Here is a 21,210-nt window from a genome sequence, read left to right as displayed (position 1 = left end):
CAAGACTCGCACGGCGTCGAGCAGACCTCTGCCGACCGTCTCCTGACGAAAATGGTCCCACTTTCGTCGCCCGGGACGCGTTCGCGATGAAGGTGGGCCCACCTTCGTTGCGTGACCTGCGGTGGCTGTGGCGGAGTGGCGCTGGCGGAGCCGCCGGGGTCAGACCACCGCGGCGAGGAGCTGGCCCGAGCGCCGGTCGTACATCGCCCCGGCGGCGCGCACGCCCGCGATGCACGCGCCGATCCCCAGCCCGACGCCCGTCACGAGCGCGAGCCATCCCCAGCGCCCGTCCAGCGTGAGGGACAGGATGAACGGCACCGTGACGAGAGGCAGCACCGCGAGCATCGCGGCGCCCGAGATGAGCTGCGCGACGAGGCTCGCGCCGAGAGAGCCGACCTCGGCGCCGAACGGATTCTCCCCCGGGGCCGGCGCGCGGTAGGGCAGCACCACGGAGGACAGCGCCGACACCCCGAGCGTCGAGCCGAGCGCGCCGACGCACGCCCCGATGAGACCCGGGATCGCCACCCAGAAGCGCCCCCATGCCACGATCGCAACGGCTGACACCAGCACCGCGGGCACGCCCCAGACGAGAACCGCCTGGGCGCGCCCGGCCATCACCTGACGGCCGATGCGCCCGGCCACGACGTCCATCCACAGCGCGGTCGAGTCGTACGCGAGGTCGTTGTGGCGGCCCCACCCGATCGACGCGGCGAGCACGATGGGCGCCGCAAGCGCCCAGCGCGCGTCGAGCCCCATGACCGGCACCACGATGACGAAGATGACGAAGGGCAGCGCGACCACGCCCATCGCGTTGACGAGGTAGCGCACGTCGGTCGCCCAGTACACGAGGGCCCGCGAGCGCACCGTGCGGGTGACAATGGCCGCGCCCCCGCGAGAGCCCCACCAGCGGTCGGCGGCGCCGGCGAGGATCGCGTCGGTGCGACGCTGGGCTCCGCCGCCGCGGTGCACGGGGTGGACGAGCGCGCGGGAGACGTTGACGCCCCAGGCGCCCCACAGCGCGGCGACCGTGCCCGCCATGAGCAGCAGCCGCCACGCTGCACTCCACAGCTCGCCCTCGGCGAGGGCTCCCGGCGCCGCCATGCCCGCGCCCAGCGGCGTGCGGCCGAGCCACTCGAGGATGATGGGCAGCTCGTGCTCGGCGGCCGACTCGAGCCCGTCGCGCACGGTCAGCCAGATCGCTGGCCCGATGGCGCCAAGCGCCGCGACCAGCCCGATGAGCGACACGGTGCGCGCGCGTCGGGAGGACACCGCGCGCGCCGCCCACGCCACCGCCACGCGCGCGCCGAGCACCATGGAGGCGACGGTGAGCACCGCGCCGAGCACGGCGACGGCCATGGTCCCCGCGCCGTCGAAGCGCCAGGCGCGGGTGAGCACCAGGAACATCACGCCGAAGAACACCGCCGGGATGGTGAGCGTCGCCGCGACCGTGAGCCCGGGCATCAGCGTCCGGGCCGACGGCCCGAGCACGGCGAAGCGGCCCGGGTCGAGCGTGTCGTCGAGCCCGGTCACGAGCAGCGGCGCGACCACCCATCCGAGGACGCACAGCGCGCCGGCGCCGACCAGGATGTCCGCGCGCACGTCGATGGGCTGGAGCGCGAGCGCGTGCTGCGCCCACAGGACAGCCGGCACGAGCGACAGCGACCATACTCCGCCGCCGATCAGCAGCAGCGCCCTCCACCACTCGCGCTGGAGCTGATGGCGCACCACCCGGTACTTGAGGCTCAGGACTGTCGCAACCACGCCAGGTCCCGACCGTCCTCGACATCGCCGACGAGGCCCACGAAGCGGTCCTCGAGGTCCTGGCCGCCGCGTACCTCGTCGAGGGAGCCCGCGGCGAGGATCCTGCCCGACCCGACGACGGCCACGTGGTCGCACAGCCGCTCCACGAGCGCCATGACGTGCGACGACAGGACCACCGTGCCGCCCGAGCCGACGAACGAGATGAGAATGCGGCGGATCGCTCCCGCGCTCACCGGGTCGACGGCCTCGAAGGGCTCGTCGAGGACGAGCACGCGCGGGGCGTGCACGAGCGCGCAGGCGAGGCCGATCTTCTTGGTCATGCCCGCGGAGTAGTCCGTCACCAGCGTCGAGCCCGCCTGGCGCAGGTCCAGCGCCGCGAGGAGGTCGTCGCGGCGCTCGCGCACCACCTCCCGGTCGAGGCCGCGCAGGAGCCCTGCATAGGTGATGAGCTCTGCCCCGGTGAGCCGGTCGAACGTGTGCAGGCTGTCGGGAAGGACGCCGAGCATCGGCTTGGCGCTCGCCGGATCGGCCCACAGGTCGACGCCGTGGACAAGGACCGTGCCGGTGTCGGGCTCGAGGAGCCCGGTCGCCATCGACAGCGCGGTGGTCTTGCCGGCGCCGTTGGGTCCCACGACGCCGTAGAACGAGCCCGTGGGGATGTCGAGATCGATCCCGGCGACGGCGATGGTCGGACCGAAGCGCTTGGTGAGTCCTCGCAGGGACAGGGCCGATGCGCTCGCCGGGTCGGAGGGGGGCATGAGGCCAGGCTACGGCTGGGAGCGCCGGCGCGGGAGACGCGGGCGACCAAGGCCACACGCCGCGCCGCACACGACCGGTGAACGGCCCCGCTACGTCGGGTTGAGCACGAGGAACGCCGTGTACGCGAGCCACAGCGCGAGCAGCACGCCACCCTCGAGCCGGTTGATGCGTCCGTCGCGCTTCCACCGGAAGCCGAAGATCAGCACGAGAACCGTCATGAACGCGACCATGGGCAGGTCGCGGTTGAGGAGCTCGGGGCTGACCGTCGCCGGGGCGATGAGGCCCGCCAGGCCCACGACGCCGAGGGTGTTGAAGAGGTTCGAGCCGATGACGTTGCCGAGCGCCAGGTCGTTCTGCCCGTGGCGCGCTGCGGCGAGCGCCGAGGCGAGCTCGGGCGCCGACGTGCCGATGGCGACCACCGTCAGGCCGATCACGAGGTCCGACCAGCCGAGCGACTCGGCGATCTCGACCGCTCCCCACACCAGGATCCTCGAGGACACGACGAGCAGGACGAGGCCGACGAGGAGCCATACCCACGCCGCCTTGCGCGACATCGCGCGCGACGCCGCCGCCTCCTCGACGTCCTTCTCGAGCGCGTCGCCCTGGTGCTGGCGCGCGGACAGGATCTGCCACGTGAGCAGGACCACGAGCAGCAGCACGAGGACGCCCGCGTCGCCTCGCGACAGCTCCCCGTCGCTCATGACGAGCCACGCGACCGCGGTCACCACCAGCAGGAGCGGCAGCTCCTTGCGCAGGATGCCGCGCTTGACGATGATCGGCAGCACGATCGCGGTGATGCCCAGGATCAGGCCGATGTTCGCGATGTTCGAGCCGAAGGCGTTGCCGAGCGCGATCTCAGGGTCGCCCCCCGCCGCGGCGAAGGTCGACACGACGAGCTCGGGTGCCGACGTGCCGAAGCCGATGACGATCATGCCGATGAGCAGCGGCGCCATGCCGAGGTAGCGGGCGACCGCCGAGGCGCCGGCGACGAACTTGTCGGCGCTCCAGGCGAGGGCCGCGAGCCCTCCGAGCGTCGCGAGGATGGGGACCAGCATGGGCACGAGCGTACTGGGGCGGGGCGCCCCCAGCGGGGAAGGCGGGCGGAGGCGCGAACCCGGCGGGCGCATCGGCGCGGCTGGGCGGCCCGCGTCGTCTTCGTCACTTCCCCCGCGCGGGGGTGTTGCATCTAACCTACGGTCGCGTAGGGTGGGCGCAACCGCTCCTGATTGAGCCCGGCCCCTCGGCTGCGTTCGTCACACGCCCCCAACCTGGAGACGCATGACCCCGACGCCGGCCACGGCCCCCCGCTACCCGTCCAACCCGATCACCCACCGCTTCACGGAGCTCGCCGCGACCGTGCGCGACACGGGCCTGCTGCGCCGCTCGTACGGCTTCTACTCCGGCTACGGCGCGGCGCTCGCTCTCGCCTTCGGAGGCGTCGTCACAGGCTTCGTGCTGCTGGGCGACTCGTGGTTCCAGCTGCTCATGGCGGCAGCGCTCGGCATCGTGCTGACCCAGGTCGCGTTCCTGGGCCACGAGGCCTCGCACCGCACCGTCTTCGTCTCGGGCCCGGCGAACGACCGCCTGGGACGCATCCTCAGCGCCGCGGTGGTCGGCATCAGCCACCAGTGGTGGATGACCAAGCACTCCCGCCACCACGCCAACCCCAACAAGCGCGGCGCCGACCCCGACATCGAGAAGGACACGATCTCCTTCCTCGAGGAGGACGCCCGCGAGTCCCGCGGCCTCATTCGCTGGATCACGCAGCGACAGGGCTGGCTGTTCTTCCCCCTCCTCACGCTCGAGGGCCTGAACCTCCACTACCGCTCCGTCGTGTCGCTCGTGTCGGGCGGGACGCGTCGCCAGCGGTGGACCGAGCTGCCGATGATCGCAGCTCACTTCGCCGTCTACCTCGGCGCGGTGTTCTGGGTGCTGCCGCTCGGGATGGCATTCGCCTTCGTGGGCGTGCAGATGGCGGTGTTCGGCGTGTACATGGGGGCGTCCTTCGCGCCCAACCACAAGGGCATGCTCGTGGTCGACGCCGACGTGCGCATGGACTTCCTGTCCAAGCAGGTGCTCACCAGCCGCAACATCCGTGGCGGCTGGGCGATGAGCATCCTCACGGGCGGCCTCAACTACCAGATCGAGCACCACCTGTTCCCGAACATGGCGCGACCGCACCTGGGCCGTGCCCGCGAGATCGTGCGCGAGTACTGCGCCGCCCACGACGTCCCGTACACCGAGACCAGCCTCATCGAGTCGTACGGGATCGTGATCGCGTACCTCAACCGCGTCGGGCTGGCGGCCCGCGACCCGTTCGACTGCCCCGAGCGCGTCGCGATGGGGCGCTAGCCGCCCCCTACGCCGGGAACAGCGCGTCGATCTGGGCGGCCTGCTCGGGCGACGGCCGCCACTGCGCGCTCGCCGCGTTCTGCGTGACCTGCTCGGGCCGCGTCGCGCCGGCGATCACGGACGACACCACGGGGCGCGTGAGGAACCATCCGAGCGTCGCCTCGAGCATGGTGACGCCCCACTCCTCGCACAGGGCCTGGTATGCCTCCATCGCGTCCCAGTCCGCGTTCTGAGCGATATGGGGGCGCTGACGGCCGATGCGGGAGTCGGCGGGGATCTCCGTACGGGAGAACTTGCCGGTGAACAGCCCGTTCGCCAGGGGGAAGAAGGGCAGGAAGCCCGCGCCGATCTCCTCCGCCGCCGCGAGGCGGCCATCCGTCTCGACGCCGCGGGCGACGAGGCTCAGCTCGTCCTGGCTCGACGCCACCCCGGGGGCGCCGAGGCCGGTGACCACCGCATCGGCGCTGCGGAGCTGCTCCGCGGTGAACTGCGAGACGCCGTAGGCGAGGATCTTGCCCTCGTCGACCAGCTCCGCGAGCGCGCCGAGGGTCTCCTCGAGGGGCGTCGACGGGTCCGGCTGATGCTGCTGGAAGAGGTCGATGCGGTCCGTCTGCAGGCGCTCGAGGGACGCCTCGCACGCCGCACGCAGGTAGGCGCGCGAGCCCTTGGCGCCGAGCTGGTCGAGGGGCGTGGCGACCTCGGTGAAGCCGAACTTGGTGGCGAGGACCGCCTCGTCGCGGCGGCCCTTCCACGCGTGACCCATGAGCGTCTCTGACAGCCCCCACTGGCCGCCGTAGAGGTCGGCGGTGTCGAAGAACGTCACGCCCGCGTCGAGGGCAGCGGCGATGACCGCGTCGGTGCCTTCCTGCGTCTGCGAGGCGGTGCCCATGCGGCCGAAGTTGTTGCACCCCAGACCCATCGCGGAGACGGTGAAGGGGGCGGTTCCGACTGCGCGCTGCTCCATGCCCGCCACGCTACCGGCCGCGGGCGACGTGTCGCGTCCACGCGACCGAGTGCACGACTTCCAGCACGGCGGCGCGAGGTGTGCTCGAATGGTGCTCAATCGCTTCCGGGGGAGGAACCATGGCGATGCTTCCGCGCACTGCGGTGATCGTGGTCCACGGCATCGGCGAGCAGGAGCCGCTCGACACGCTGCTGTCGTTCGTCGGGCGGGGCTCCGACCCTGCGGTCGCCCGCACCGCGGCGCCCGAGCCGCTGCGCGAGGACATGGCGCCCGTCGCGGGCATCATCGACAGCGGCGACGGGGTGGTCGACGCGACGGCGGGCGACCGCCGCTTCGTCCTGCCCGACCGCCTCGCCGGGACGTCGTTCGGGCGGATCGTGAGCGTCGACATGCGCCACCGCATCCGGACCGTCCCCGGCGTCGACGACGCCGAGGCCCGCAGCTGGTCCCGCACCACGCACTTCTACGAGTACTACTGGGCGTATCGCTTCCGGGACACGGCCTGGCGGCACCTGCCGTCGTTCGTGCGCAAGCTCGTCGAGGCGGATCGTTCGGGTCTCGAGGACGGGTTCATGAAGGCCTACGGCCCCTCTCCCGATCACGCGGTGTCCGCGGGCGCGGATCGGCTCGCCCGCATCGCGGCGATCGTGCTCGCCTTGGCGACCGGGGTCGTCACGGCGCTCGTGGCCGCGGCCGCGGTGCAGGCGGGGCATCCGCTGCTGCTCGGCGGTGGTGGCCTGCTCGCCGCGCTGTTCGCCGTCCTCGCGGTCACCATCTCCCAGTTCGCGGGGGTGCTCACGACGATCAGGACCCTGCTGCTCGCGGGGCTGTCGGCGGCGGTCGGGTACGTGGTGGGCGCGGTCTTCGCCGCGCAGACCTGGCCCTCGATCCTCACCGGCGCGGCCGCTGGGGTGCTCGTGGTCGCCGCCGTCGCCGGCGCGGTCGCGTGGCGTATGCGGCTCGCGGTCACCCTGTCGCTGGTCGTGCTCGCCGTGGTTCTCGCGATCGTGGCGACCAACCTCGGCGACCCCGAGCGCGGCGAGATGTGGGGCGCGCTCGCCGGAGCGCAGACGTTCCTCGGCGCGGTCATCCCCGTGGTCACGCTCGCGGTGGGCGGGTTCGCGCTCAGCGGGCTCGGCGACGCGGCCCGGTACCTGTCGAGCAAGCCGGACAACATCTCCGAGAGGGAGTCGATTCGGGCGGGGCTCGTCGAGAGGCTGCGTCAGATCGCGGAGGACCGCGACGAGGTGACGCAGCGCTATCGGTACGACCGCATCGTGCTCGTGGGCCACAGCCTGGGCACGGTGATCGCGTGCGACGCGCTGCACGCCTACTGGAACACGGTGGCGCCGGAGGTCGAGATCCCGCTGTCGCGGGTGCCCCTCGCCGACGGCGACGACGCCGATGCGGTGACCCGCTACGAGCGTGCCGTGCGCCGGGTCGAGCGGCACGCGCTCGCGGGAGAGGTGGGCGGCGAGGCCGAGCTCGACCGCGCGGCGCTGAGCGAGGCCCTGCGGGCGCCTCACCGGCTCGAGGGCGAGGAGGTGGTCGCGTCAGGTCGATGGATCGTCACCGACCTCGTGACGCTTGCGTGCCCGCTCACCCACGCGGAGATCCTCGTGACGTCCGGCGCGGACGCGTTCGCTGAGGCGAAGCAGGACCGCTTCCTGTCGACCGCGCCGCCGCAGGCCCAGCGCACCGCGTCGGCACACGACAGCCACGCGCTGCGCTACAAGGTGTGGACCGGGGTGCGGGGCGAGGACACGTCGCGACTGCACCAGTCCGCGCAATTCGCCTCGACCACGTGGACCAACATGTTCTTCACCCACGACCTCGTGGGCGGGGAGCTCGCGTCGCGCTTCGGCGCGGGCGTCCGCGACGTCCCCGTCGGCGCCCGGCCAGCGACTCTCGGGCAGTTCATCGCGGCCTACCCCCACAGCTCCTACTGGGGCGCGGCCAGCCGCAAGAACGTCGCCGGCCGCGACCGCGTGCTCGCCGAGGTCAAGGAGCGGTGCTTCGCGCACGACCCCGTGCTCGTGGTGTTCGGCGAGGAGCCCGAGCGGGACGGGCTGGTCGCCTTCGTCCAGGAGCTCGGCGAGCTCGATCTCGCGCCGGTGAGCGCCGACAACCCGGCCGTCGAGGTGCGCGTCCTCATGCCGGTCGCGACGGACATCTCTCCCGGCGAGCCGCGCCAGGACTGGCTGTGGCTGGGGCGGCCGGCGCGGGTGCGGCGCGAGGACGTCGCCCAGGTCGCCGAGCTCGCCCGTGCGCACGGGCTCGAGATGCGCAAGGGCGTCGCGTCCGTGGCCGACGACACCGACGCCGAGGACGCGAGCGAGTAGGGGCGAGCGGGCGGGCGGACAGAGAAGGCCGCCGTCGTTGACGTGAACGACGGCGGCCTCTCGGTCACCAGACAGGGATGAAAGCGTGGAGATGGGGGGAATCGAACCCCCGTCCGCATGCACGACGACAGGTCTTCTCCGGGCGCAGTCTGAATGCTCAGTGTCTCGGACCCGCACGACCTTCAGACGAGCTGTGCGATAGCCCCAGTCGTCTAAGAGTCCCCCACCGCCCGACGACGTGACGGTGGAGCAAGTTCCCTAGATGACGCCAGGAACCAGGACGGGAACTAGCCTGGGCTGACGGACTTCGGGGCTCGCTTAGGCAGCGAGGGCGAAGTCGGTGCGCTTGGAATCGGCACCTATAGGTTTGCCACGAGCGTTAACGAGATAACGTGACGTCCTCGGCCCGCTTCCCCTGAGGAAAGCACACACGTCGAAACCGATCATCCCCTGTGCAGTTGTGCCTCCAGTGTACGCGGGGTGGCCGACACGGGACAACGGCCGGATGGCGTCAGGCCGTGGCGGGCTCGAGCGGCACCGGGGGGCCGAGCACGACGGCCATCACCCACGTCGCGACCTCCTCGGGCCGCTCGCGCGGCTCGCGCGCGAGCCACGCGCCGAGGATCCCGACCACGGAGCCAGCCACGCCAGCGGCGATGATGTCCGACGGCACCGCCACGCGCGGCGCCGGCGACGCCTCCACGACGGTGCGCACTGCGGCGAACACGTGCTCGCGCAGGCGCGCCAGCACCACGCCGTAGCCCGGCTCGAGGAAGACCCGCGCGTACAGGTCGGCGTGCGCGTCCACGTGGGCGAGGAAGTCGAGCAGAACCTGCGGCGGCTCCTCCGACCAGTGGTCGATGCACTCGAGGTTGGCACCCGCCTCGGTCGCGACGATGTCGAGAGCGTCCGCGAGCAGCGTCTCCTTGTCGGAGTAGTGCTGGTAGAACGTCGAGCGGTTGACGCCGGCGCGCTCGGCGATGTCCGCGATGGACACCTCGTCGATCCCGCGCTCGCGCGCGAGCGCGAAGAGCGCCTCCTGCAGCCGGCGGCGAGTCCGCACGATCCTGGCGTCCATGCCGCCCAGTCTGCCACCGCATCGGCGCTTCTCCAACTTTTAACCGACACGTGTTGGATAAGTGCAGGACGCCGGTTACACTGACCGCAGGCACCGTCGCCCCTCCCACCACACCACGCCCGAAAGGCAGTCCTCGTGGCACACCTGCTCTACCGGCTGGGGCGCGCGTCGTCCCTGCGCCCGCTCGTCGTCGTCCTCATCTGGGCGCTCGTCCTCGCCTCCGCTGGCGGGGCCTTCGTCGCCTTCGGCGGCAAGCTGACCGACAGCTTCTCCATCCCCGGCCTCGAGACCGAGCGCGTCACCGACGAGCTCGCGGAGGAGATCCCCGGGCTCGACGGCGGCACCGGCCGCGTGGTGCTCACCACGGAGTCCGGAGATGCCTTCACCGAGGACCAGCAGGCGGAGATCAGCGCCGCGCTGGCGGAGCTGCCTGGCAGCAACGAGGTCGAGAACGTCATCGACCCGTTCGAGCAGCAGGCCCAGCTGGAGGAGCAGGCGGCCCAGATGGAGTCCGCTCCGCAGCAGATCGAGGACGGCAAGGCCCAGCTCGAGGCCGGACAGGCGGAGCTCGACGCGGGGCTCGCGGAGCTCCAGGCCGGCCAGGACCAGCTCGACGCCGCGCGCGGCCAGCTCGACGAGGGCCAGGCGCGGCTCGACGCCGCGATCCGGCAGGCGCAGGACGCGGGCCAGTACGAGGCCGCTCAGGCGCAGTTCGACGCGCAGCAGGCGGAGCTCGACGCGTCCGCTGCCCAGCTCGACGAGCAGCAGGCGCAGATCGACGCCGGGCTCGCGGAGATCGAGGCCGGCCAGGACGAGCTCGACGCCGGCAGCGAGGAGCTCCTCGCCCAGGAGGAGCAGCTCGAGCTCGGCGCCCAGCTCGCCGAGAACGCGTCCATCCTGCGCACCGTGTCCGACGACGGCGCGACCGCCCTCGCGGCCGTGCAGTTCGGCCTGCCGGTCTTCGAGGTCCCGCAGCCCGACAAGGACGCGATCATGGAGGAGCTGCGCGCGGCTGTTCCGGACGGGGTCGAGGTCAACTTCTCTGCGGACTTCAACACCACCGTCGAGGGCATCCTGGGCGTCGGCGAGGTCGTGGGCGTGCTGCTCGCCTTCGCCGTGCTGCTCATCATGATGCGCGCGATCCTGCCCGCGCTGCAGCCCATCGTCACGTCGGTCATCGGCGTCGGTGTGGGCGTCGCCACGGCCCTGGCGTTCTCCGGCACGGTGGACATGCAGTCGGTCACGCCCGTGCTCGGCGTGATGCTCGCGCTCGCCGTCGGCATCGACTACTCGCTGTTCATCGTCAACCGCCACCGCACGCAGCTCGCGCGCGGCATGAACCTCAACGAGTCGATCGGCCTCGCGAACGGCACGTCCGGCAACGCCGTCGTGTTCGCCGGCGCGACCGTCATCGTCGCACTGCTCGCCCTCAACGTCACGGGCATCCCGTTCCTGGGCGTCATGGGCACCGTCGCGGCGTTCTGCGTGCTCGTCGCCGTCGCGGCCGCCGTCACCCTCACCCCGGCGCTGCTGGGCTGGATGGGCGACCGCGCGCTGTCGAAGAAGGCCCGCGCCAACAAGGGCGCGGCCGAGCACCACGAGCCCGAGGCCAAGCCCATGCGCACGGGCCGCGCGGTCCTCTCGGCGCTCGTCGCCGCCGCCGCGCTCGCCGTCATCGCGATCCCGTCGTTCTCGATGCGTCTGGGCCTGCCCGATGGCACCCAGGAGCCCGAGGACTCGACGCAGTACATCGCGTACACGACCATCGACGAGGAGTTCGGCGAGGGCCTCAACGGCACCCTGCTCGTCACCGCGCGCCTGCCCGAGGCGGTCGCCGAGGAGGACGTGCTCGCCGCCCAGGTCGCGCTCGAGAACGTCATCATGGAGACCGAGTCGGTCGCCGGCGTGGCGCCCGCGGGCGTCTCCGAGGATCGCGACTACTTCGCCTTCCAGGTGATCCCCACCGAGGGTCCGTCGTCCGAGTCGACGGAGCAGCTCGTCCACGACCTGCGCGACCTGTCACCCCTCGACGAGGCCTCGAGCGTCGACGGCATCACCATCGAGGGCACGACCATCGGCGTCGCCGGCGAGGCCAGCGGCAACATCGACCTGTCGGAGAAGCTCGACGAGACCCTGCCGCTCTACCTCGCGGTGGTCGTGGGCCTGTCCGTCATCATCCTCATCATCGTGTTCCGCTCGATCCTGGTGCCGCTCGTCGCGACCGCCGGCTTCGTGCTGTCGCTGTTCGCCGCCTTCGGCGCCGTGACCGCGGTGTACCAGTGGGGCTGGCTCGGCTCGATCTTCGGGGTGCACAGCCCCGGGCCGATCCTCAGCTTCCTGCCGATCATGCTCACCGGCATCCTGTTCGGCCTCGCGATGGACTACCAGCTGTTCATCACGACGGGCATGCGGGAGGCGTACGTCCACGGCAACTCGGCACGCGCATCGGTCACCATCGGCCTGCGCCACGGCCGCGCCGTCGTCACCGCGGCGGCGATCATCATGGCCTCCGTCTTCGGCGGCTTCGTGTTCTCGCACATCTCGATGATCCGGCCCATGGGCTTCGGCCTGGCCGCGGGCGTGCTGCTCGACGCCTTCGTGGTGCGTATGGTGATCATCCCGTCGATCATGCACCTGCTCGGCGAGGGCGCCTGGTGGCTGCCCAAGTGGCTCGACCGCATCCTGCCGAACGTCGACGTCGAGGGCTCCGCGCTCGAGCGTGAGCACCCGGTGCCGGACGCGGAGGACGCCTCCGAGGAGGATGCCCCCGAGGCCGAGACCGTCCGCGAGGAGGACGCCAAGGCCTGACGCGGGTGCCTAGCGTGGTCGCATGAACGCCGACCTCGCTGCCCTGCACGGACTGCTGAGCGCCCGCCACGACCGGGTCCTCATCGCCGCCTCGAGCGGCGGCGAGGCCACGTGGCGGGCGTTCGGCGTTCCCGACGGCGCCGATGCGGAGGTTGGGTCGGTCTCGAAGGGCCTCACCGGGCTGCTCTACCGGGACGCCGTGGACCGCGGAGAGGTGAGTCCGACCTCGACGCTCGGAGAGCTGCTCGGCCGCCCCGAGGCGACGTACGCGCCCCTGACTCTCGAGGCGGTCGCCTCGCACCGCTCAGGCCTTCCAAGACTGCAGTCGAACGGCGGCTCGCGCTCGCAGTGGACGCGCACGTGGCGCATGTGGCGCCGGGGCGAGAACCCCTACGGAGACACGGTCGAGGAGCTGCTCGACCTGGCGGCCGACGTGCCCGTGGGCAGGCCACGCTTCGCGTACTCGAACCTCGGCTTCGAGCTGCTCGGCGCCGCCCTGGCCCGACGCGCAGGTCGGCCCTACGCCGCGCTGCTGCGGGAGCGGGTGCTCGAGCCGATCGGCATGACGGGCGCGGCCGTGCCGGCGCGCGCCACCGATCTCGGGGCGCACGCGCTACTGGGCCGCTCACGGTCGGGGCGGCCGCACGAGCCCTGGGTGGGCGAGGCGATCGGCCCCGCCGGCGGGGTGCGGTGCACGGCGGCGGACCTCGCCGCGCTGCTCGACGGGCTGCTCGACGGCACGGCCCCGGGGCTGTCCGCCCTCGACCCCGTCGCTGACGCCCAAGGCGCGTCGCGCATCGGCGCCGCCTGGATCACGATGGACTTCCACGGCCGGGTGGTCACGTGGCACAACGGCATGACGGGCGGCTTCGCGTCGTTCGTCGGCGTCGACCGTGAGGCCGGCGTGGGAGTGGCGATCGTGTCCGCGACCGCCCAGCGGCTGGACTCCGCCGGGATCAAGGCGCTCGCTTCGCTGCGCTCAGGGAGCTAGGCGCCACTACACGGCCGGCTGGGGCTCGCGCGCGCCCGCAGGGCGCGCCGCGCGCTCCCCTGCCAGCTCACCCGCGGCGTCTGCCGCGTCTGCCGCCACGGTGACGGGCGAGCCCGACTCGACCGACGCATCGGCGCCATCCAAGGAGTCGGCGACGAGCGCATCGGCGCTGCTGCCGTCCCTGTCGCGGCGTCCCGCGATGAAGGTGTAGCCCATGGCCATCACCACCATGCCGCCCACGAGGTTGCCCAGTCCCGCCCACAGCAGGTTGTGCCCGAGGTCGAGCCAGGTGACGTCGACGCTCGCGCCGCCCAGGACGCCGATGCCGAAGATCGTCATGTTCGCCACCACGTGCTCGAAGCCCGACGCGATGAAGCCGAAGACGCCCCAGAAGATCAGGATCGCCTTCGCCGCCTCCGACCGCACGCGGCTCGCCGCCCAGATGGCGACGCACACGAGGACGTTGCAGAGGATGCCCAGGAAGAAGGTCTCGGAGGCCGTGTGGCTCATCTTCGAGGTGAGGATGCCGTCGAGCATGCCGCCCGTCGCGCCGTCGTGGAAGATGCCGGACTGGATGAGGACCCACGCGAGCAGGAGGGAGCCCAGGAAGTTGCCCACCAGCACGAATGCGAGGGTGCGCACGCCCTGGAACCAGGTGATGGTGCGGCGCATCACTCCCATGGGGAGGATCATCATCGCGGAGGTCGCGAGCTCCGCGCCGGCGAAGACCACGAGGGTCAGCGCGATCGCGAAGACGGCGCCTGACACGAGCCGGGTCGCGGGGTCGTCCGCGACGTAGAACGGGCCCGCCGCCGAGAACATCACGAACACGCCGACGCCCACCCACAGGCCCGCGAGCATCGCCGAGACCAGGAAGCGCCACGGCGTGCGCGTAGCCCGCACCTTGGTCGCGGCGGCGTCTGCCTGCAGCGCGACGGCGTCGGGGATCGAGAGCATGCTTCGACGGTAGAGGGCCGATGCGCTCGTTCCGGGGGGCTTTGGTCCGGGGAGGGCCGATGCGGGTTCAGGGGGCTGTGCGTCTGAGAATGCGCCCGTCGCCCCTCGCTCTCCTTCGCTGATAGCGGCGATCTAGCAGGGGTTTCTGTCGATGTCAGACCCTGGTGGTGTGATGAGGGTATGAGTTCGTCGTCCCCTTCGACCGTCCTGGCTGGCACGGATGTGCTGGGCTGGGTGCGGGCTGCTTTGGGGTCGGGCACGGGGCTGTCTGATGTGGATCTGGACGGTCTGGCGCAGTCGGATTTGCGGGCGTTGGGTGAGGCGTTGGGTCGTGCCCGACGCGAGCTCGATGTGATGGTGGCGAAGGTCGCTGCCGCGCAGGCACGCCGCTCAACATCTGAGGACGGTGCGGCGGGGATGGCGCGTAGGAATGGCAAGCCCAGCCCGAAGGGGTTGGTGTCGGGCCAGACAGGTGGGTCGGAGGCCGATGCGGGCAGGTTGATCGATGTGGGCGAGATCCTCGACGACGCCGCCAAGCCCGCGCCGGCGAGCCAAGACCGGTCTGGCGATGGTGCTGGTCCCGCGCCTGAGGGCGAGGAGCCGCCTGTGGGTCCGAGGTTTGTGGTGTTGCCTGCGGCGGTGGAGGCAGCCGAGGTGTCCATCGAGGCCGCCTCCACGATCTCCCGGATGCTGAAGAACGTGTTCGAGACTGCTGATCCGGTCGCGTGGGTGGCCGCCGAGCGTGAGCTGGTGGCCAAGGCGAAGCTGCTGAACCTCAAGCAGCTGTCCCGGGTGGTCCGTCAGGTCGAAGCCGATCTGGACCGTAAGAGCCTGGCTCAGCGGGAGATGATCCAGCACGCCGACAGGTATCTGCATGTCATCGAGGAAGCCTCCGGCATGGTCAAGATCATCGGACTTCTCGACGTCGAGACCGCCGCCCCCATCAAAGCCGTCCTCGATGCGATCGTCGGGAAGTCGTTGCAGGCCAAGCGTGACAAGGCCGCGCTCACGCCGGATGAGCGCACGGTGCCGCAGATGCGTGCCGACGCCCTCGCACTGGTTGCCCGCCACATGCTCGCCGCCGACGACACCGTCGTTCCCCGCGGCGCCGCGACGCTCGTGGTCCGCACCACCGCCAACGACGTTCAAGACGCGATCGATGCTGCAGGACGCGGAGAAGCATCCGATGGTGTGGCGTCGGTGGATGGGTTCGGACAGCCCATCACCGCCGCCACCGCACGCCGCCTGACCGGCGACAGCGAACTGATCCCCGTGTCGCTGACTGCGGACGGTGCGGTGTTGAACCTGGGCAGGTCCAAGCGGCCGTTCAACCGGGCACAACGCCTCGCCCTGGTCGAACGCGACGGAGGATGCGCGATGTGCGGTGCACCGCCGAGCTGGTGCGAAGCCCACCACATCCGCGAATGGGTCAAAGACAAAGGCCCGACCAACCTCGACAACGGGCTCCTGCTGTGTTCGAGGTGTCACCACGACCTGCACCGGCAAGGCTGGACAGTGCACGCCACGCCCACCGAAGTGTGGTTCACCCCACCGAAAACAATCGACCCCGAGCAACGACGCCGCCCCGGCGGACGCATGCTCCACGACCACATCCCGCTGACCCCCGAAGCACTCGAAGAACTCGAACAAGCCGGCACCGACAGTGTTGGTGCCGCCACCAGCCGACGCCACACCACCACACCCATCACCGACACCAACCCCACACCACAAGACAGCTCCGCCCAGAACCGGCAGGAGAACTCCGCCCCGGCCCAGCAGGAGAACTCCGCCCACGCTCAGCAGGAGAACTCCGGTCACAACGGGCAGGAGGGCTCCGCGCAGCCCAGCCACGACGCGACCTCCAGGCCGAGCCCGGCACAGGACGGCTTCGACCTCGACGCCCTCGCTGCCGCGCCGAGCGCCGAGCGCCCGTCGAACCACCACTCGGCCTCCTGCTCCCCCAGTGCTCAGAGCGTCGCGGCGTGGGTTGAGGGCGAGGCCGAGCCCGCAGGAGCGCGCTCAGGTACCGCCGTGACAGCGCGCTGCGTCACGTCGCCCGTCGAGCTCGCGCTTCGCCTGCGCGGCACGTGCCGCGTCGAGGGCCCGTGGGGCCACCGCCCGCCGCGGTCCACGTCCAGAGCGGCGGCGTCACGGCGTCGTCGCGCGACGGTGTGAGGGCACAACTGCTCCCCGCCGGGAGAGAGACTGGCCCATGGCGAGCCGAGCAGGTCGCCTGAGACGGCTAGGCCGGCCGCGTCAGTCGTGGCGGCGCAGGCTCATCGCCCGCTGAGCCTCGCGGTCGTCCTGCTTCTGACGCAGCGCCTGGCGCTTGTCGTAGAGCTTCTTGCCTCGACCGATGCCGATCTCGATCTTCGCGCGGCCCTTCACGAAGTACAGCCGCAGCGGCACGATCGTGAAGCCCTTCTCGCGCGTCTTGATCAGCAGCTCGTCGATCTCGGCGTGGTGCAGCAGCAGCTTGCGCTTGCGTCGGGGCGTGTGGTTGGTCCAGGTCCCCTGCACGTACTCGGGGATATGGATGTTCTCCAGCCACGCCTCGCCCGCGTCGACGTACACGTAGCCGTCGACGATCGACGCGCGACCCATGCGCAGTGCCTTGACCTCGGTGCCGCGCAGCACCATGCCCGCCTCGAACGTCTTGTCGATGAGGTAGTCGTGGCGCGCCGAGCGGTTGGTGGCGACCACCTTGAGCTCCTCAGCCATGACTCACCTCCTCGAGATCCGTTCCTTGCCGTCATGCACAGACGCGAGGTACGAGTGTAGGCGATGCGCGCATCGGCGCGGTGCGAACGTCGCGGGACGTGCCTACGGCAGGTAGCCGATGGGGTTCTTCACCACGCCGTCGATGTACACCTCGAAGTGCAGGTGGCAGGCCGTGGACGAGCCCGTGTTGCCCGAGTAGCCCAGCAAGTCACCTCGCGCCACCGTCTGGCCGGAGCGCACCGCGTACCGGGACAGGTGGTTGTAGTTCGTGATGACCGACTTGCCGCCGATGTAGCCGTGGTCGATCAGCACCTGGTTGCCGTAGCCCGGCTGCCAGGTGGCCCACTCGACCTTGCCTGCGGCGGCCGCGTAGATCGGCGTGCCGCAGTACGCACGGAAGTCGGTGCCGGCGTGCAGCTTGCGGTACCCGTAGATCGGGTGCACGCGGTAGCCGAAGCTCGACGTGATGTAGACGTTCTTGGTTGGGTAGGCGAGCGTGCCCTTGCCGAGCCGGTTCTGGGCGGCGAGGGCGGCCTGGCGCTCGCGCTCCTCCGCCGCCGACTTCTTCTTGAACAGGTCGAGCACCTTGGAGCGCAGCTGCTCCTGGAGCCGCTCGTTCTCCTCCTGCTGCTGGATGAACGACGCCCGCTGCGACTCGAGGTACGCCCGGAGGTCCTCCTGCTCGTCGAGCAGGCCCTCGACGGCGGTCTTCTTCTCCTGAGCGACATCCCGCAGGCCCTCGAGCTCGACGACGAGCGCGTCCGCCTCGGCCTTGAGCTCGGCGATGTACTCCCGCACCGCGACCTGACGCGCGCCACGGTTGCGGTTGACGGCGGCGATCTCGTCGAGCTCGGCGAGGGTGTGCGACTGCACGCGCGACGCGGAGTCCTGGGCGGTGAACTCGTCGACCACCTCGCGCGTGTCCGAGGCGCCGAAGACGATGTCGAGGCTCGAGCTGCCCTCGACTCCCTTGTAGGTCTCGCGAGCGATCGCCGCGACGAGCGCCTCGAGCTCCTCGGTGCGCGCCTCGTCGTCCTCGATCTGAGCCGTGATCGCCGCGTCCTGGGCGCTGGCGGCGGCGAGCTTGTCGGCGACGATGCCCTGCTGGACCACGGCCGCCTCGACCTTCTGGTTCGCTGCTTCGAGCTCCTGCCGGGCGGTCTCGAGGCGACCCTCGAGCTCGCGCAGCTTCGCGTCCGCCTCGACGATCTTGGCGTCCGTGTCCTCGAGCGCCGTCTGCAGCTGCTCCGAGCGGCGCTCCGCGGCCTCGCGGTCCTTCTCGGTCTCGTCGATCTGGTCCTGGTAGTCGCTCGAGGACGGATCCTTCGCGGCGACCTCGGACCCGCCGACCGCGGTCGCCGTGCCCACGGCGTAGCCGGACATCACCGCGACCACGAGGATCGCGGCGATGATGAGGCCCAGGCGACGCGTGCCGGCGATCATGCCTTCGTGTACCTCCCGAGGGTCGCGAACGACGCGACGCCCGCGAGGCCCACCGCGATGGCGATCAGCCACGGTGCCACCGTCCACACATCCTCACGACCCACGTAGTCGACCCACGCGATCGAGCCCGTCAGCCAGTCCTCGATGAGGTAGCGGGCGGCGAGCCAGAGCCCGGTGATCGCGAGCAGCGCGCCCGCCGTCGCGGCGACCGCCCCCTCGAGCACGAACGGCATCTGGATGAGGCTCTTGGAGGACCCGACCATGCGCATGATCGTCGTCTCTCGGCGGCGGCTCAGCGCGGATAGTCGGATGGTCGTGGTGATGAGCAGCACCGCCGCGATCATCATGACGCCGGCGAGGCCCGCCGCGACGAAGGTCGCCGCGTTGAGGAAGGCGAACAGCTGGTCGAACACCTCGCGTTGGTCGCGCACCTCCTCGACTCCCGAGAGCCCCGAGGTCGCGTCCGCCACCACCTGGAACTGCTCGGGATCGGCGAGCTTCACACGGAACACCGGACCCAGGTCCTCGGCCTCGAGCTGCGAGTACACGCCCGTGTCGTCGGCGGCCACGATGTTCTCGTAGACCTCCTCGCGGGTCTCGTAGTAGACCTCGTCGACCAGGTCGGCGACGGAGCCCTCCTCGAGGACCGCGCGGATCTCGTCCTCCTGAGCGACCGTCACGGCGCCGCCAGCACACTGCTCGTACAGCGAGTTCTGCGGGCACAGGAAGATCGACACCTCGACGCGCCCGTACCAGGCGTCCTTGAGCTGCTGCACCTGCATCTGGGTGAGGGCCGCTGCGCCCACGAAGGTGAGCGACACGAAGGTCACGAGCACCACGGACAGCGCCATGGTCGAGTTGCGTCGGAGGCCGTTGAAGACCTCTCCCATGATGAACCGCAGCCGCATCAGACCGTCTCCAGCCCGTACACGCCACGGTCCTGGTCGCGCACGAGGTGCCCGCCCTTGAGCTCGATGACGCGCTTGCGCATCTGGTCCACGATCTCGTCGTCGTGGGTCGCCATGAGTACCGTGGTGCCCGTGCGGTTGATGCGGTCCAGCAGGCGCATGATGCCCACCGACGTGCCCGGGTCGAGGTTTCCGGTGGGCTCGTCGCACAGCAGGATCGGCGGGCGGTTGACGAAGGCGCGCGCGATCGCGACGCGCTGCTGCTCTCCGCCGGACAGCTCGTGAGGGAGGCGACGCTCCTTGCCCGCGAGACCCACGAGCTCGAGCATCTCCGGGACGTTCTGGTCGATCTCGCGGCGGCTCTTGCCGATCACCTGGAGCGCGAAGGCGACGTTCTGGTAGACGGTCTTGTTCGGCAGCAGCCGGAAGTCCTGGAACACCGCGCCGATCTCGCGTCGCAGGTGCGGCACCCGCCAGCTCGACAGGCGGTTGAGGTGGCGGCCGGCGACGTAGACCTCGCCCACGGTCGGGCGCTCCTCGCGCAGGATGAGCTTGAGGAACGTGGACTTGCCGGACCCGGACGAGCCGACGAGGAACACGAAGTCACCGCGCTCGATCTCCACCGAGACGTTGTCGAGCGCAGGCCGTGCACCGCGGGTGTAGACCTTGCTGACGTTGTCGAGTCGAATCATGCTTTCGGGCACGGGGGGACGGACCCGTGCTCTCAGCAGAGTAGGAAGGCGCCGCGGTTATCGGCGGCAGGCGCGCCGGGCCACGCCTGCGACATGGATCACACGTCTTGGGGGGCTCCAGGAGGGCCGATGCGCTCGCCGGGTGGGCACCGCACCTCGCCGTGGTCGATGTGCCAGGGAGGACGCGTGCGCGTCCGGTCCGGACGGGCGCGGCGGCGCGCACTCGATCGTGCGGAACCGAGCTGGACGGCTCGACCGTGCGGAAGGTAGCCGGACCGCTCGAACGCGAGTTCAGCGGCGCGGGCCGGTCAGGCCTGCTCGGCCTGCTGCTGGCGGCGCCAGCGGATCCCCGCGTCGATGAAGCCGTCGAGGTCGCCGTCGAACACCACCTGCGGGTTGCCCACCTCGTAACCGGTGCGCAGGTCCTTGACCAGCTGCTGGCCGTAGAGGAAGTACGAGCGCATCTGGTCACCCCACGAGGCCTTGATGTCGCCCGCGAGCTCCTTCTTCTGGGCCGCCTCCTCCTCCTTCTTGAGGAGCAGCAGCCTGGACTGCAGGACGCGCATCGCCGCGGCGCGGTTCTGAATCTGGCTCTTCTCGTCCTGCATCGACACCACGATGCCGGTGGGCAGGTGGGTCAGGCGCACCGCCGAGTCGGTGGTGTTGACCGACTGGCCGCCGGGGCCCGAGGAGCGGAACACGTCGACCTTGATGTCGGCCTCGGCCACTTCGATGTGGTCGGTCGATTCGATCTGCGGGATCACCTCGACGGCCGCAAAGCTCGTCTGGCGCTTGTCGGCCGAGCCGAACGGGCTGATCCGCGCGAGGCGATGCGTGCCCGCCTCGACCGACAGGGTGCCGAACGCGTAGGGCGCGTTGACCTCGAACGTCGCCGACTTGATGCCGGCCCCCTCCGCGTAGGAGGTGTCGAGCACCTTGGTGCCGTGGCCGTGCCGCTCCGCCCAGCGCAGGTACATGCGCAGCAGCATCTCGGCGAAGTCAGTGGCGTCGTCGCCGCCCGCGCCCGAGCGGATCGTGACGACGGCGTTGCGCTCGTCCCACTCCCCCGTCATCAGGGTGCGGACCTCCATCGCGGACAGGTCAGCCGTGAGCTTCACGAGCTCCGCATCGGCCTCCGCGAGAGTGTCCTCGTCGTCGCCCTCGACTCCGAGCTCCACGAGCACCTCGAGGTCGTCGATCCGACCGCCCATCGCGGTGAGGCGGTCGAGCTCGGCCTTGGTGCCAGACAGCGCGCTCGTCACCTTCTGCGCGTTCTCCTGGTCGTCCCACAGGTCGGGCGCCGCGGCCTTCTGTTCGAGGTCGGCGAGCCGAGCGCGCAGCTTGTCGGGGTCGCTGACGGCCTCGATCTGGGTGAAGGTCGCGCGCAGCGCGGAGATCTCTGCAGGGAAGTCGGTGGCCACGGCGGTCAAGTCT

Annotated in this window: 16 protein-coding genes and 1 other RNA gene; 5 read left to right on the top strand and 12 right to left on the bottom strand. The window is 70.8% G+C overall.

Annotated elements, in window-relative coordinates:
- Window positions 1-159 precede the first annotated feature (159 nt).
- The 3 genes from B7K25_RS11175 to B7K25_RS11165 form a co-directional block, all read right to left on the bottom strand.
- Window positions 160-1,761 carry a hypothetical protein gene (locus tag B7K25_RS11175; protein ID WP_084106128.1) on the bottom strand — a complete coding sequence of 534 codons (1,602 nt, stop codon included), beginning with the start codon at window positions 1,759-1,761 and terminating at the stop codon, window positions 160-162.
- Window positions 1,743-2,519 (bottom strand): ABC transporter ATP-binding protein, encoded by a 777-nt coding sequence (locus tag B7K25_RS11170; RefSeq protein WP_084106127.1) that lies wholly within the window; start codon window positions 2,517-2,519, stop codon window positions 1,743-1,745. The genes B7K25_RS11175 and B7K25_RS11170 overlap by 19 nt, the downstream gene beginning before the upstream one ends.
- Before the next feature lie 90 nt (window positions 2,520-2,609).
- Window positions 2,610-3,575, bottom strand: a complete 966-nt coding sequence (locus B7K25_RS11165) for a calcium/sodium antiporter (protein ID WP_084106126.1) — start codon at window positions 3,573-3,575, stop codon at window positions 2,610-2,612.
- Between the two features lie 223 nt (window positions 3,576-3,798).
- On the opposite strand from B7K25_RS11165, the gene B7K25_RS11160 reads away from it, so the two are divergent.
- Complete coding sequence (locus B7K25_RS11160; protein WP_084106125.1) at window positions 3,799-4,872, top strand: acyl-CoA desaturase; 1,074 nt, start codon at window positions 3,799-3,801, stop codon at window positions 4,870-4,872.
- A gap of 7 nt (window positions 4,873-4,879) precedes the next feature.
- On the opposite strand, the gene B7K25_RS11155 is transcribed toward B7K25_RS11160, so the two are convergent.
- A complete protein-coding gene (locus B7K25_RS11155; protein WP_200807947.1) occupies window positions 4,880-5,836 on the bottom strand; it encodes an aldo/keto reductase in 957 nt (318 codons plus the stop codon).
- Between the two features lie 119 nt (window positions 5,837-5,955).
- On the opposite strand from B7K25_RS11155, the gene B7K25_RS11150 reads away from it, so the two are divergent.
- A complete protein-coding gene (locus B7K25_RS11150) occupies window positions 5,956-8,178 on the top strand; it encodes a hypothetical protein (protein WP_084106123.1) in 2,223 nt (740 codons plus the stop codon).
- 83 nt (window positions 8,179-8,261) lie between these two features.
- Here the strand turns inward: B7K25_RS11150 and ssrA are convergent.
- Together ssrA and B7K25_RS11140 are read right to left on the bottom strand one after the other, a co-directional pair.
- Window positions 8,262-8,629, bottom strand: a transfer-messenger RNA (tmRNA) gene (gene ssrA, locus B7K25_RS11145).
- 60 nt (window positions 8,630-8,689) lie between these two features.
- Window positions 8,690-9,256, bottom strand: a complete 567-nt coding sequence (locus tag B7K25_RS11140) for a TetR/AcrR family transcriptional regulator (protein WP_084106122.1) — start codon at window positions 9,254-9,256, stop codon at window positions 8,690-8,692.
- Window positions 9,257-9,391: 135 nt separating this feature from the next.
- Between B7K25_RS11140 and B7K25_RS11135 the strand changes: the two genes are divergently transcribed.
- The gene (locus tag B7K25_RS11135; protein ID WP_084106121.1) at window positions 9,392-12,064 is read left to right on the top strand and encodes an MMPL family transporter; all 2,673 of its coding nucleotides are present in this window, start codon (window positions 9,392-9,394) and stop codon (window positions 12,062-12,064) included.
- Window positions 12,065-12,086: 22 nt separating this feature from the next.
- Window positions 12,087-13,055 (top strand): serine hydrolase, encoded by a 969-nt coding sequence (locus B7K25_RS11130; RefSeq protein ID WP_084106120.1) that lies wholly within the window; start codon window positions 12,087-12,089, stop codon window positions 13,053-13,055.
- Window positions 13,056-13,061: 6 nt separating this feature from the next.
- On the opposite strand, the gene B7K25_RS11125 is transcribed toward B7K25_RS11130, so the two are convergent.
- The gene (locus B7K25_RS11125; protein ID WP_084106119.1) at window positions 13,062-14,012 is read right to left on the bottom strand and encodes a formate/nitrite transporter family protein; all 951 of its coding nucleotides are present in this window, start codon (window positions 14,010-14,012) and stop codon (window positions 13,062-13,064) included.
- Between the two features lie 222 nt (window positions 14,013-14,234).
- Here B7K25_RS11125 and B7K25_RS11120 point away from each other — a divergent pair, with 222 nt between their 5' ends.
- Window positions 14,235-16,187 carry an HNH endonuclease signature motif containing protein gene (locus B7K25_RS11120; protein WP_159450194.1) on the top strand — a complete coding sequence of 651 codons (1,953 nt, stop codon included), beginning with the start codon at window positions 14,235-14,237 and terminating at the stop codon, window positions 16,185-16,187.
- Window positions 16,188-16,268: 81 nt separating this feature from the next.
- Here the strand turns inward: B7K25_RS11120 and smpB are convergent, their stop codons facing one another.
- The 5 genes from smpB to prfB form a co-directional block, all read right to left on the bottom strand.
- The gene (gene smpB / locus B7K25_RS11115; RefSeq protein ID WP_084106117.1) at window positions 16,269-16,733 is read right to left on the bottom strand and encodes an SsrA-binding protein SmpB; all 465 of its coding nucleotides are present in this window, start codon (window positions 16,731-16,733) and stop codon (window positions 16,269-16,271) included.
- 102 nt (window positions 16,734-16,835) lie between these two features.
- Entirely contained in the window at window positions 16,836-18,176 is a 1,341-nt protein-coding gene (locus B7K25_RS11110; protein ID WP_084106116.1) for a M23 family metallopeptidase, read from the bottom strand.
- The gene (gene ftsX / locus B7K25_RS11105; RefSeq protein WP_084106115.1) at window positions 18,173-19,084 is read right to left on the bottom strand and encodes a permease-like cell division protein FtsX; all 912 of its coding nucleotides are present in this window, start codon (window positions 19,082-19,084) and stop codon (window positions 18,173-18,175) included. The genes B7K25_RS11110 and ftsX overlap by 4 nt, the downstream gene beginning before the upstream one ends.
- The gene (ftsE, locus tag B7K25_RS11100; RefSeq protein WP_084106114.1) at window positions 19,084-19,776 is read right to left on the bottom strand and encodes a cell division ATP-binding protein FtsE; all 693 of its coding nucleotides are present in this window, start codon (window positions 19,774-19,776) and stop codon (window positions 19,084-19,086) included. The genes ftsX and ftsE overlap by 1 nt, the downstream gene beginning before the upstream one ends.
- Window positions 19,777-20,084: 308 nt before the next feature.
- Entirely contained in the window at window positions 20,085-21,197 is a 1,113-nt protein-coding gene (gene prfB, locus B7K25_RS11095; protein ID WP_084106113.1) for a peptide chain release factor 2, read from the bottom strand.
- Window positions 21,198-21,210: the final 13 nt, after the last annotated feature.

It is taken from the genome of Demequina sp. NBRC 110056 (genome assembly GCF_002090155.1).
Taxonomy (GTDB): Bacteria; Actinomycetota; Actinomycetes; order Actinomycetales; family Demequinaceae; genus Demequina.
This window is presented reverse-complemented; position numbering and strand designations above follow the sequence as displayed.